General features: G+C 59.4%; 10 protein-coding genes. 7 read left to right on the top strand and 3 right to left on the bottom strand.

Going from position 1 to position 13,557, the window contains the following annotated elements:
- The first annotated feature begins 14 nt into the window (after positions 1–14).
- From ACYU7Z_RS14205 to ACYU7Z_RS14215, 3 genes are read left to right on the top strand one after another with little or no spacing between them, the layout of a single operon-like run.
- A complete protein-coding gene (locus ACYU7Z_RS14205) occupies positions 15–1,574 on the top strand; it encodes a RagB/SusD family nutrient uptake outer membrane protein (protein ID WP_460571582.1) in 1,560 nt (519 codons plus the stop codon).
- Positions 1,575–1,593: 19 nt separating this feature from the next.
- Positions 1,594–2,175 (top strand): DUF4843 domain-containing protein, encoded by a 582-nt coding sequence (locus ACYU7Z_RS14210; protein ID WP_460571584.1) that lies wholly within the window; start codon positions 1,594–1,596, stop codon positions 2,173–2,175.
- A 34-nt stretch (positions 2,176–2,209) separates the two neighbouring features.
- Positions 2,210–3,169: a fasciclin domain-containing protein gene (locus tag ACYU7Z_RS14215; RefSeq protein WP_460571586.1), complete on the top strand. Its 960-nt coding sequence runs from the start codon at positions 2,210–2,212 to the stop codon at positions 3,167–3,169.
- 70 nt (positions 3,170–3,239) lie between these two features.
- Here ACYU7Z_RS14215 and ACYU7Z_RS14220 read toward each other — a convergent pair whose 3' ends face one another.
- The 3 genes from ACYU7Z_RS14220 to alaS form a co-directional block, all read right to left on the bottom strand.
- Positions 3,240–4,451 carry a TlpA family protein disulfide reductase gene (locus ACYU7Z_RS14220; protein WP_460571588.1) on the bottom strand — a complete coding sequence of 404 codons (1,212 nt, stop codon included), beginning with the start codon at positions 4,449–4,451 and terminating at the stop codon, positions 3,240–3,242.
- 83 nt (positions 4,452–4,534) lie between these two features.
- Entirely contained in the window at positions 4,535–5,503 is a 969-nt protein-coding gene (locus ACYU7Z_RS14225; RefSeq protein ID WP_460571590.1) for a Do family serine endopeptidase, read from the bottom strand.
- Positions 5,504–5,867: 364 nt separating this feature from the next.
- Positions 5,868–8,483: an alanine--tRNA ligase gene (gene alaS / locus ACYU7Z_RS14230; RefSeq protein WP_460571592.1), complete on the bottom strand. Its 2,616-nt coding sequence runs from the start codon at positions 8,481–8,483 to the stop codon at positions 5,868–5,870.
- A 210-nt stretch (positions 8,484–8,693) separates the two neighbouring features.
- Between alaS and ACYU7Z_RS14235 the strand changes: the two genes are divergently transcribed.
- From ACYU7Z_RS14235 to ACYU7Z_RS14250, 4 genes are all read left to right on the top strand, one after another.
- Positions 8,694–9,665, top strand: a complete 972-nt coding sequence (locus ACYU7Z_RS14235) for a peptidoglycan DD-metalloendopeptidase family protein (RefSeq protein ID WP_460571594.1) — start codon at positions 8,694–8,696, stop codon at positions 9,663–9,665.
- A 109-nt stretch (positions 9,666–9,774) separates the two neighbouring features.
- Positions 9,775–10,434, top strand: coding sequence for a MerR family transcriptional regulator (locus ACYU7Z_RS14240; RefSeq protein WP_460571596.1), 660 nt, complete (start codon positions 9,775–9,777; stop codon positions 10,432–10,434).
- Between the two features lie 160 nt (positions 10,435–10,594).
- Positions 10,595–11,113, top strand: a complete 519-nt coding sequence (locus ACYU7Z_RS14245; protein WP_460571598.1) for a thioredoxin family protein — start codon at positions 10,595–10,597, stop codon at positions 11,111–11,113.
- 97 nt (positions 11,114–11,210) lie between these two features.
- The gene (locus ACYU7Z_RS14250) at positions 11,211–13,529 is read left to right on the top strand and encodes a PKD domain-containing protein (protein WP_460571600.1); all 2,319 of its coding nucleotides are present in this window, start codon (positions 11,211–11,213) and stop codon (positions 13,527–13,529) included.
- Positions 13,530–13,557: the final 28 nt, after the last annotated feature.

Genomic DNA, 13,557 nt, shown 5'->3' on the forward strand with positions numbered 1-13,557 from the left:
AATGCACGAACAACATGAAACATTCTTTTTATAAAATAACATTTGGCCTGGCACTGCTGGTTTCGGCCGCTTCCTGCAAGAAGCAACTCGAGGTCGATCCGCGCCAGTCCATCGCCACCGAAGACGCCCTTACGTCGCGGGAAGGCATCAACGCCGCCATCACGGGTGTGTACTCCCGCCTGAAGTCGACCACGAACTACGGTCGCGACATGCTCGCCGTATCGGAGGCTCTTTCGGACAACTCGATCTACACCAACAAGTCGGGCCGCCTCGTTAACGAGAACCTGAACGTTTCCGGCGCCCACTTCGCCCACTGGCAGAACAGCTACTACGCGATCGCCCAGATCAACCTGGTGCTCGCTGCCATCCCTTCGGTGAACGCTTCGCCTGCCGTTACGACGTCGGAGCGCAACAGCTGGGAAGGGCAACTGTACTTCCTCCGCGCCCTCTACTACCATGACCTCGCCCGCTCGTACGCTTACGAGCCCGGTATGGGTGTTCAGGGCCAGGACCGCGGTGGTGTTCCTGTAGTAACGTCGACGCCTCTTACCGTAGAAGGCGCCACGGCCAACCTGCAGAACCGCCAGTCGGCCGACTCCGTTTACCGCCGCATCTACGCCGACCTCGACTCGGCCAACAAGCGCCTGCCCTCCAGCAACAGCGGTCTTCCGTTCACTGCTACCAAGGCAGCCGCACAGGCGCTCTACGCCCGTGTTGCCCTGTACCGTGGCGACTGGACGAATGCCGCCCGCTGGTCCGACTCCGTGCTGGCTGTTGCTGCCAACGTAAACCGCCTGGCAAACACATCCGGCTACGTTTCCAGCTGGACTTCGCAGACCAACCCCGAATCGCTGTTTGAAGTACGCTTTGCCAACCAGGCCGAGAACATCGGTGTGAACACGTCGCTGCAGACTTCCTACACGACGCTGTCGATCCGTGGCAACTCCTCGCTGACCGCCGGCTTCGGCGACCTCGTTCCCAACACGGCCATGCTCCAGGCACTCGGCTTCTCCGGCATCAACGCCAACGGCGCTGGTGGCACCTTCACCGGTCGCTCCGACGATGTCCGTAACCTGCTGTTCGAGTCCGGCACTGCCGGTCGTGGTACGGCCCGCATCGAGTGCACCAAGTTTATCGGTAAGAACGGTGTGGCCAACCTGGACAACGTTCCGGTGATCCGCATCCCCGAAGTATACCTGATCCGCGCCGAAGCCCGCCTCAACCTCGGTAACACTGCCGGCGCCCTCGCCGACCTCGTGAAAGTGAAGCAGGCCCGCTACGCCAACTACGCTACCACGCAGCAGACCTTCGACAACGGTCTCACCAGCACCGGTCTGCCCATCGTGCTGCCGAATCCTCCGGCCGCCAACACGATCTACGGCGAGATCCTGAAGCAGCGTCGTCTCGAGTTCGCCTTTGAAGGTCACCGCTGGTTCGACTTCAAGCGTCTCGGCCTGACCATGCCGAAAGCCGGTTCGAACTACACGGGCTACTCGGATTTCAAGGTGCTGGCACCCATCCCGACGCGTGAAACGGACATTAACCCCGGCCTGGTGCAAAACTTCGGTTATTAATCTCTAAAGTTGATTTCTCATGAAAAAGATCAAAGCATTACTTCCCTTGCTGCTGGTTCTGGCCACGTTCAGCTCCTGCATCAAGAACAAGGATAAAGTTTACGACGCCCAGCCGCTGGTAGAGTGGGATGCGGCAACCTACAACGCCCGTACTTCGGGCTATCCCTTCCCGCTGCTCACCCGTGTGCCCCAGGCTTACGGCCGCAACGTCTTTACCTCTGCTACGGCCTACGGCGCCCCCGCCGATCCCGCGCTGACGCGTACATACGTTCCGCCGGCACCTGCCACTTCGGGCGACACCATCACGATGCGCGTGAACCTGGTAGGTCCCCAGATGGACCATGCCCAGACCTTCAGCGTAGGCGTGGAGCCCAACTTCTCGACCGCTGTTGAAGGCACGCACTTCATGCTGCTCGACCGCACCTTCACGATCCCCGCCAACTCGAGCTTCGGCTATGTTCGCTGGCGCGTGCTCAACCCCGGCGCCTTCGTCGCGGGTTCGATCCCGACGGTCAACGTGGTGTTCAAGCTCAATGGCAACAGCGAAGTCGCCGCCTCGGAAAACTATCAGTACATCGGCTGGAATATCGACATTCGCTGATCCCGCCATTCTTTGACACTCAAAAGCAATGAAAATGAAGTTGAATAAACTCTTCCTCGCCGCCGCCGTGGCCGTAGCGGGACTTAGTCTCGCCAGCTGCGACAAGCGCGAGCAGAACATCGCCTACGAACCCGGTATCACGGCCAACGTGTCGACCGTAGCAGCCAGCAACGGCCTGACGATCTTCGCCAGCGCCCTGCAGCGTGCTGGTATGGACTCGACCTTCGCCTACCTGGGCCAGTACACGATCTTTGCCCCGACCGATTCGGCCTTCAACGCCGCCGGTATCACGGCATCGACCGTCAGCAGCGTGCCCGTGGAAACACTCCGCACGCTCCTCCGCAACCACATCCTGTCCGGTCGCACCACCCAGCTTTCGTTCCTGCCTGGCCCGAACGCCGTGTACACGAACCTGAACCGCGACTCCTTGTTTGTAACCGGTGTGAACGGCGTCTTCTACGTCAACGGACGTAAGGTGCTCCAGACCGACATCACCGCCAACAACGGTGTGATCCACAAGATCAACGGTGTGCTCGCTCCTGCAATGGGCAATTTCATGACGACCGCAGGCGCAATCCCCAACCTGAGCTTCTTCGTAGCTGCCGTTAACCGTGCCGGCCTGGCCAACACGTTTAACGCCGTAGGCAACCGCTGGACGGTGTTTGCACCGACCAACGCCGCCTTCCAGGCTGCCGGCTATGCCGACCTCGCCGCCATCAACGCCGCCGACCCCACGACACTGGGCAACCTGCTCAAGTATCACGCGCTTCCCGGCGGCTCGCTCGTGGCCTCTAACCGCATCGCCTTCTCGCCCGACCTGGCCCGCTACGCTACGATGAGCGTGGCTACCGTACAGGGAACCAACGTGACGATCGGCGCCGGCGGTACCACCGTAAAAGGCACGAGCAACACAACGGCAGCCAATATCGGCATGAGCGATATCCTCTATCGCGCTGGTGTGCTGCACGTAATCGACCGTGTGTTATTACCTTAAATACTCACTATCGACCGAAAAAAAAGTCCCGTCGCAAGACGGGACTTTTTTTATGCGTTGTGCGGAAAATTTATTTGAGCTCCTGCGCAAGCCGGGCGTCCAGCGCTTCGCCGCGGAGGCCCATTGCCACGATCGTTCCCTGCGGGTTGATGAGCACATTGAAAGGAATTCCTTCAAAACCGTACGTGCTGACGGCCTTGCTGTTCCAGAACTGGAGGTCGCTCATATGCGTCCAGGCGAGACCGTCCTGGCGGATGGCTTCGAGCCAGGCGCTTTTTTCGCGGTCGAGCGATACACCCAGTACCGTGAAGTTCTTGTTCTTGTATTTCTCGTAGGCGCGGACTACGTTGGGATTTTCCTGGCGGCAGGGGTTGCACCAGGAGGCCCAGAAATCAACCAGTACCCATTTGCCCCGAAAGGACGATACCGACACGGTTTTACCGGAGGGGTCGCTGAGGGCAAGGTCCGGCGCGGGTTTGCCGAGCAGCGCGGCGGATGCGGCGCTTACGCCTTCGGGCGTTGCCGGTTGCGCGGCAGCGCGCTGGTCCTGCTCACGCTGCTGTTGGGTCACGGTGGTCTTCAGCTGCGCGAGACTGCTGTTCTTGGGGAAGCGCGCAGCTGTTTCGCTGAGGAGGCCGTTGAATTCTTCGCGCGAAAAAGGGTCCACGCCGAGCGCCGGGTTGGCGGCATAGCTCTGGTAACTGCCCAGGGCGAAGATCGACAGGGTGGCGCTTTTGCTTTGTTGGATGACGTTGCGCGTATAAGTCTTGAAGGAGGCCGCCGCGGCTTGTTGTTGCGCGAATAATCCGTGCAGCTGGCTGTCGGCCACTCCGGTGCGCACGAGGCTGTCGCGCTGGCGGGCGAAGGCCACGAGGGTCGACAGGTGGTTGTTGTTGGCGTCGATATAGTCGGTCAGCGCGCGGCTCGCCTGCGAGCCTTCGACCGTAAAGGGACGATCGGCGTTATTCGGGTCGGCGGTAACGCGGATGCCGTCGGCATCGTTGATAAGCGTTGCAAAAGGGGCGGGGCTCCCGGCAACGCGGAGCAGGTAGAGGGCTTCCTCGCCGCGTTTGCCCTGCAGCGTAAAGCGGTCCTTCGCATCGGCTTTTGCCGAGTCGACAATGACCGGGTTGCTGCTGTTGAAGCTGGTTTCTTCGAGGTAGATGGTGGCGCCATGCGCGCCCTTGTAGGAGCCGTCGACGGTAAAGCCCGCCGTGTTTTTCGACTGGCAGGCTGCCAGCAACAGCAGGGCGCCCAGGGCCCCGGGAAGCATTCGTTTCATGCGGCAAAGGTACGGCCGGCCTCTGCACGAAAAGGCCCCGGCAGAAGCCGGGGCCGTGAGGCATATGCACATAAGATCGCTTATCAGAGGTTGGCGCTCTTCAGCTCGCGGGGATATTTCACGTCCACCTTTTGCTCCTTGCCGCCACGCAGGATGGTAAAGGTGAAGGTGCTTCCCTGGCGCGCGCGCTGGGTAATGCGGCGGAGGTCGTCGGTGCCGTCGATGGCCTGGTCGTCGACCTTGATGATGATGTCGTTCTCCTGGATGCCGGCCTTGGCAGCAGGTGTCTCTTCATCGACGTCGGTCACCTTCACACCCTTGCCATCTTCGGTATCCTGGATGGAAACACCGAGACGCGGGCGGTCGGCCGAGCGGTAGTAGTAGCTGCCGCCGGGTGTTGCCGGGGGAACAGGCACTTCCATGTGGAAGCTCGGAACCCGCAGGTTGAAGGTGTTGAGGCCTTTCCAGGTGCTGAGCTCGGCGTTGACCGTTTGCTCCTTGCCATCGCGGAGGAACGTGATCTTAACCTTGTCGCCGGGCTTGTGCGAGCGGATGGCTTTGCTGACGTCGCCATCTTCCTTGATCTGCACGTTGTCGATGCTCGTGATGATATCGTCTTTTTTCAGGCCGGCTTTTTCAGCGGCGCTGCCTTTCGTGACAGAGGAGATCTGCGCGCCTTTTTCCACGAGGTCGGTTACCACACCAAGCATGGCGCGGTGCTCGTCTTCGGTGAAGAAGTTGGGGCCTTCATCGTTGTCGTTATATACCCAGGTATTGCGGCCGCCGATGCCGTTGATGCTCACATGGCCGCCCCGCTTTACAGTGGTGACGTTCACATTCACATCAGGACTTTTATCGGCTTCCTTGCCATTGACGAGCACCTGGTTGCCCTTGATCTCGATCACCGTCTTTTCGTCGATGTTGCCATCGCGGGTGATGACGATCGTCTGCACCTGCTTGTCCTTGTCCTTCGTTTTGTCTTTCTGCGCAAAGGCGGGCAGCGCCACCAGCGCCCCGGCCACCACTAGTCCCTGAAGAAGATACCGTTTCATAAGTTTTTTATTTGGCTACGTTGAATTTCGTAGATCAAATATAGGATGGCATTTTGAATTACGAAACTTTTCGCAGTGTTAAAATCCCCTAATCCCCGAAATTCTTCGTAAATGAGCTGAAAGGCGCTATGGGCGGCTGTTTTTTGTGGTTGGACGGAACGGCGCAAGCCGTCATTGCGAGCGCAGCGAAGCAAACTCGTGCCTTAAGCGAATTGCCGGCAAACAGTAGACAACGGCATGTAAACGTAGTGTCGCTTTCATTCGCAAAAAGTCCTCATGTGGAGGAGGTTGCTTCGCTGCGCTCGCAATGACGCAAAAGGCGTCGCAATGCGACGCCTTTTGCCTTTTCACTATTATCTGCGTGCTAGATCTTTGCCTTTACCGCATCGATCACTGCCTGGAGATTACCCGTTTCCTGGCCGCCGGCTGTAGCGAGGCCCTTCTGGCCACCACCACCGCCTTTGATGAGCGGGGCAACGACCTGCTTGATCAGCGCGCCGGCATCGAGGCCTTTGCCGCTCACGAGCGCGTCGTCGAAAGCAATCGCTACGGACGCCTTGCCGTCGATATTCGCTGCGAGCACGAGCGCCGCGTTGGCCAGTTGCGTCTTGAGGTCGAAGGCGAGCTTCTTCAGCGAATCGGCCGTTCCGATCGATACCACAGCACCGATAAAGGCTGTCCCGTTGACCTGTTCCTGCTTCTGCAGGAGGCTGTCGCGGAGGCTGTTGACCTGCGCCTGCTGGAATTTCTCCACCTGCTTTCCGAGCGATGCGTTTTCTTCCCGCAGCGTGGCGATTCCCTTCAGCGGCTCCTTGGCTGGCTGCAGCGCTTCTTTGATCGCCTGCAGCTGCCGCAGCTGCTCGTTGAGGAACAGCTCGGCCGCATAGCCGCACACGGCTTCGATACGACGCACACCGGCCTGCGACGAGGCTTCCGACGTGATCTTGAAGTAGCCGAGCTCGCCGGTAGCGCCCACGTGCGTACCGCCGCAAAGCTCCACGGAATACCCGGGATCCATCGTCACCACGCGAACGGTGTCGCCGTACTTTTCGCCGAAAAGCGCCATGGCGCCCAGCTGGAGCGCTTCCTCCTTCGGCATCTGTTTGATAACAACGGGAATATTCTCCCGGATCTTTTCGTTGACAATATGCTCCACGCGGGCGAGCTCCTCGTCGGTCATCTTCGCAAAGTGCGAGAAGTCGAAGCGGAGGTACTCGGCGTTGACGAGCGAGCCTTTCTGGGCCACGTGCTGCCCCAGCACCTCGCGCAGCGCCGCGTGCAGCAGGTGCGTGGCGCTGTGGTGCACCGCTGTGTGGGTGCGGCGCTTGCTATCGACCGTTGCCGTGAACTCACCCGACAGTTGCTCGGGAAGCCGCTCGGCGTAGTGTACAATGAGGTCGTTCTCTTTCTTGGTGTCGAGGATGCGGATGCGCTGGTCGCCCATTACAAGCAGGCCCGTATCGCCCACCTGGCCGCCACTTTCGGCGTAGAAGGGTGTGCGGTCGAGCACGATCTGGTAGCTTTCCTTACCCTTGGCCTTCACGTGGCGGTAGCGGAGGATATTGCTTTGCGTTTCGAGCTGGTCATAGCCGACAAACAGCGAGTTGTTGAAGCCGTCGTTGACGGTTACCCAATCGGAAGCATCCACCACGCGGTCCTCGCGGCCGCGCTGGCGCTGCTTGTCCATCTCGGCGCGGAACTCGGCCTCGTCGATGGAGAGCTTGCGCTCGGAAGCGATCAGCTGCGAAAGGTCGAGCGGGAAGCCGTAGGTGTCGTAAAGCTCGAAGGCTTCTGCACCCGATATATGGCCCTTTGCAAGCAGGTCGTCGATGCGGCGCAGGCCCTTGTCGAGCGTGCGGAGGAAAGACTCTTCCTCCTCGCGGATAACGCGGGCGACAAACTGCAGCTGCCCGTCGAGCTCGGGGAATACGGTGCGGAACTGCTCGGCGATGACCGGTACCAGCTGGTGGAGCAGCGGCTGCTTGTAGTCGAGGTAGGAGAAGTAGTAGCGTACGGCGCGGCGCAGGATGCGGCGGATGACGTAGCCGGCGCCCGTGTTCGAGGGCAGCTGCCCGTCGGCGATGGCAAAGGAAACCGCGCGGATATGGTCGCTCAACACCCGGAAGGCGATGTCGCTCTTGCCGGCGTCGGAGCCTTCATATTTCTTACCCGTGATCTTTTCGATAGCGGCGATAGTGCCCGTGAACACGTCGGTGTCGTAGTTGCTCTGCTTGCCCTGGAGCACGCGCACGAGGCGCTCAAAGCCCATCCCCGTATCCACATGGCGGGCGGGAAGCGGCTGCAGCGAGCCGTCCTTGGTGCGGTTGTATTGGATGAATACGTTGTTCCAGATCTCGATCACCTGCGGGTGGTCGGCATTCACCAGGCTCTTGCCGTCGATGCCCGAGCGTTCGGCATCAGGGCGCGTGTCGACGTGGATCTCGGTGCAGGGTCCGCAGGGGCCGGTATCGCCCATCTCCCAGAAATTGTCTTTCTTATTGCCCAGCAGGATGCGGTCTTCGGCCACCCACTTGCGCCACTCGGCGGCGGCCTCCTCGTCTTTGGGCAGACCTTCGGAAGCGTCGCCTTCGAACACCGTCACGTACATGCGGTCTTCGGGGATGCCGAGCACCTTCGTCAGCAGCTCCCAGCTCCACTCGATCGCCTCTTTCTTGAAGTAGTCGCCAAAGCTCCAGTTGCCCAGCATTTCGAAGAGCGTGTGGTGATAGGTATCGACACCCACTTCCTCGAGGTCGTTGTGCTTGCCGCTCACGCGGAGGCACTTCTGCGTGTCGGCCACGCGCGGGTGGGGCGCGACCTTGTTGCCGAGAAAGTAATCCTTGAACTGGTTCATGCCCGCATTGGTGAACATGAGCGTCGGGTCATTCTTCACAACTACGGGAGCAGAAGGCACGATCTGGTGGCCTTTCTGCGCAAAAAAATCCAGGAAGGCCTGGCGTATCTGGGCACTGGTCATCATGAGCGAAACAAGATTGTTGAGGTTTTTCCTGCCGGAAAGGTAAATTTGTTGGCCTTGCCTTGTGACAAGGGAGGCCAAAGGTAATGAATCGTCCGCCGCGAAGACCCATCCCGGCCCTTCCCTGAGGGAAGGGTGAGCGACCGCAAACGCTGAAATTTTGGGATCAGGATTGACGATTGACGATTACCGATGCCCGGGTCCTGCAGCTCCATGAAGAAGATTAAGTACTACTATAACACCCACACCCTCCGCTACGAGAAGCTCGTAACACCCCTGCGTGTGAAGCTGCTTCGTGTGTTCAGCTTCATGGGCGTGTCGCTCGTTACCGGTGGCCTGCTGGCCTGGGCGGCCTTCCGCTTCCTCGGCTCACCGGGGGAGAAGCTGCTGCAATCGGAGAACCGCAGCCTCCGCGACCGCTTTGTCGCTGTCGACCAGCAGCTCGACGACCTGCGGGCCCAGATGAAGGAGCTCGAGAAGCGCGATAACAATGTATACCGGTCGATCTTCGAGGCAACGCCCATCCACGATAGCGCCCGCACCCAGGCGCTGGAGCAGCAGCAGGAGGTGGCCCGCGTCGAGAAGATGGACAACGCCGAACTGATGGCCTCCATCCGCTCGAGCATGGAGGGCCTCCGGCACCGGATCGCCGTGCAGGGCAAGTCGTACAGCGAGCTGCAGGTGCTGGTGCAGAACAAGGAAAAGCTACTGGCGGCCACCCCGGCGATCCAGCCCGTAAGCAATAAGGACCTCGACCGCATCGCTTCCGGCTTCGGCGTCCGGATCGACCCCATCTACAAAACGCCCAAGATGCACGCCGGTCTCGACTTCACGGCGCCGCAGGGCACACCCATCTATGCCACCGCCGACGGCCGCGTAACGGTTGCCGGCAACGAGAACGACGGCTACGGTAACCATGTGGAGATCAACCACGGCTACGGGTACGAAACGCTCTATGGCCACATGGTGCGGGTCAAGGCCCACCGCGGCCAGCTGGTGAAGCGCGGCGAGATCATCGGCTACGTGGGCTCCACGGGCAAGAGCACGGGCCCGCACTGCCACTACGAGGTGCACAAGAACGGCCGCAAGCTCGACCCGGTTTACTTCTTCTATACCGACCTCACCCCGCAGCAATTCGACGCCCTGCTGAAGCGCGCCCAGGCGAGCAACCAGAGCTTCGATTAAGGTGGGCAAGTGAGCGGTGACCGGTGAGCGATTTGCGCACCGGAAGCCATGAGAGCACAATGCGCAGCGCTGACTTGCTCACCGCTCACTTTCCGTAGCTTTGTCGCTCATGTCCAAAGAGCAGTTCCAGTTTGCTTTTGATTTTTTCGGCGAGCCCGAAAAGCCCGATGAGGCTTCGAAAGAGGCTGCGCCGGAGTTGAAGGCGGATGAAGCCCAGGCTGACGAGCCGGATGAAGCCCCTGAGGAGGTACTGCCCGATGCTCCGGCCCACGACGAGCCGCTGGAGGTATACTTCCCCGATCCGCTCGCCCCTCAGCCCAGCACGGGGCTGAGCGAATACCTGTCGGGCGCGCCCCTGGAGCCGCCACCGGGAAAGCCCAAGAGCAAGCGTGGCCGCAAGAGCCAGAAGGCAATGGCCGAAGAAGTAGGCCTCGTGCAGGTGCCGCCCGACGAGGAGCTTTTCCGGAAGCAGTACTACGGCATCCGCGAGGTCTGCGGAATGTTTGCCGTCAACCCGTCGCTGCTGCGTCACTGGGAAGGGGAATTCGGGCTGCAGTTGCGCAAGAACCGCAAGGGCGACCGCTTCTTTACCCCGCAGGACATCAAGACCGTCCAACTCATTCACGACCTGCTCCGCCGCCGCAAGTTCACCATCGACGGCGCGCGCGACTTCCTCAAGAAAAACAAAGGCGCCGACCAGCGCTACGAGATGATACAGTCGCTGCAGAAGCTCCGGAAGTTCATGCTGGAGCTGAAAGCGCATTTATAATTTGCGGATGTGGTAATATGGTAACGTGGTAATTCGTAAGAACGTAGTTCTGTATTTGCATCACCCCATCACCCCATCACCACATTACCACATTCTTCACGCAGTGCAACTGCGGGAAGTGCTTTCCCGTCCTACATTTGAAAAAATCAGCGAACGATCCATGAAGAAACTATTCTTTGCCCTGTCCCTGCTGGCCACGACGGCCGTTTTTGCCCAGGACCCCGAGGTAAGCCGTGATGCCGAGAACGGCTCGAAGGTGCTGAAGGGATTTATCCCGGCGCAAACCCTCGCCACCGATACGGCCTTTGCCTGGTACGGAACCGGCCTGAAAAACTTTACTCCCAACGCCGAGGCGCTGGCCGCCCTGCGCGCCCATAAGGATTCCGTATACATCCTTGCTTTTGGCGGCACCTGGTGCGACGATACCAAGCAGGTGCTTCCCAAGATGATGGCCACCTTCCAGGCCGCGGGCATCCCCGCCGACCATGTGACCATACTTGGTGTTGACCGCCAGAAGCAAACCATCCAGCATCTTTCCGAGGCCTTTCATATCACCAATGTACCCACCTTCATCGTGCTGCGCAACGGCAAGGAAGTAGGTCGCATCGTGGAGTATGGAACCACGGGCCTCCCGGAGAGGGAGATCGGGGCGCTGGTCACGCACGGATTCCGCAATTAGAAAATACCGGTTTTAGAAGGAAGCGTTCGAAAGGACGCTTTTTTAATGCCCACAGTTGAAATTAAAAGGTGAATTTTATCATCCTAATAACAACCGTATGAACCGTCTCTACACAAAACTCATTTTTGGACTTCTGTTGCTCGCCGCCGGCTTTACGGCTTCCGGGCAGGTACAGGTGACCGCAACGGCCGGCACCCTGGGGCCGACCTCTTATACGACCCTCAAGGGGGCCTTCGATGCCATCAACGCCGGAACGCACAAGGGAGCCATCACCGTACGAATTACCGGCAATACGACCGAGTCCGCCAAAGACAGCCTGGGTCCCAGCAGCGGTGCTGCTTCGTATACATCGGTCCTGGTGAAGCCAGCAACCGGCGTCACGGCAACGATCGCCTCGGCGGCTACCTTTTCCACGCCGCTGATCGACCTGGCCGGTGCCAGCAATGTCACCATCGACGGCTCCAACACGGTTAACGGCACTACGAAAGACCTGACCATCAGCAACAATGACACGCTTTCCAATACGATCCGCTTCAGCAACGGGGCGTCCAACAACATCATCCGCAACTGCAGCATCAAGGGCGCTCCGCAGACGACGGGCGTAATCTGGTTCGGCGGCGCGGGCGCAGCGGGCAACAACAATAACCGGATCGAAAACAACGACATCAGTAACAGCCAGGTCGCGAAGCTTCCGATCGTGTGCATCTACAGCACCGGAACGGTCAACCTGCCGAACACGGGCAATATCTACCGCGGCAACCGCGTATTCAACTTCAGTACCTATGGCATCATGGAAGGAAACGGAACGGTAGGCTATACCAGCGGTTCCGTCATTGACAGCAACGAGGTGTACCAGGTCGTCGCTTCCACCGGTACTGTAATCGGTATCCGCATCAATCATCCCACGGGTATCAGCAATGTAACGATCAGCCGAAACAACATTCATGACCTGAACAATACAATGGCGGCAGGCTCCACGTCGCTGTTCGTCATGGGCATCGACCTGTATGATGCAGTCTCCGCAACCGTGGTGAACAACTTTATCCGGCTGAGCAACTCGGGCGCAACCTCGCTCCGCGGCATTGCGCAGGAAACCGCAGGCAACCCGATCCGGATCTACTATAACACGATCCTGCTTAGCGGCAGCACGTCCAACAACGGCTCCTCGTTTGCCTACCTGAAGAACTATACCAGCACCACCGACGACGTGCGCAACAACATGTTCATCAATACGCGCGTTTCGTCGGGCACCGGCCGGCAATATGCGCTGCTGAATACCTCGGGCGGCGCGACTAACGTAGCGATCGGTACGAACTACAATAACCTGGTGAGCACCGGCAACAGCAACAACTACGTGGCGAGTGTATCGAATTCAGGCAGCGGAACCGATTACCTGACTCTTGCCAACTGGCAGGCCACGGGTGCCGATCCCAACTCCATCAGCGTCAACCCGACCTTCGTTTCGGCAACCGACCTTCACGTGCAGCCGATTGCCGCTAACTCCGCGCTCGATAACAAAGGCGTCGCCATCGCATCGGTAACAACGGACATTGATGTGCAAACCCGCAGCACGACTACACCGGACATGGGCGCAGACGAGTTCACTGCTGCCGCTGCCTGCACCCCACCCAGCGTTACCCTGACGCAGGTTGACCAAGCTGGCTGCCCGGGCGCGAATGCTTCCTTCCTGGCCAACGTTACCGGCACGGCTCCCCTTACTTACCAGTGGAAAAAGCAGGGCGTGGGTCCGATAGCCGGAGCAACCACGAACGGCCTGGACCTTCCCTCGATCACGGCCGCCAATGCGGGCTACTATTATCTCGTCGTGTATAACGCCTGCGGGATCGACTCTTCCGCCCTCGGTTCGCTGACCGTTTTCCCCCGACCGGTTTCCAACTTCAGCAATTCGGTTCCCGGCTGTGCGCCCGCTACGGTAACCTTCACCGGCACCAGCACAATTTCTTCGGGTACCATTAGCTCTTACTTCTACCAGTTCGGAGATGGACACACGGCGCAGGTACAGAATCCTTCCAACACCTATGCCACAGCAGGCACCTACAACGTGCAGCTGATCAGCACCAGTTCGTTCAACTGCTCCGACACCATTACAAGGGTGGTTTCGATTGGTTGCACCACTGCGGTTAGCAACCTGCAGGCGGGTATTTCGGAAGCGAACCTGCTGCCCACAGCCGTGCGCGACAATGCAACGATCCGCGTCAGCGCTAACCGCTCCATGACCATCAGCTGGACGCTGGTTGATGGCAACGGCCGCATCCTTCGTCGCTTTACGCAGGCAGTGGCAAACGGAAACGGAAGCCTCCGCATCTCCCTGAACGGAATTCCCCCCGGAGCTTACCAGTTGCTTGGCTATAGCGACAAAGGCAAGGCAACGACGATCCGTTTTGTGAAGCTTTAATCACTGCAAATACCATAAAAAGTCCCGG

Source organism: Flaviaestuariibacter terrae, assembly GCF_054777635.1.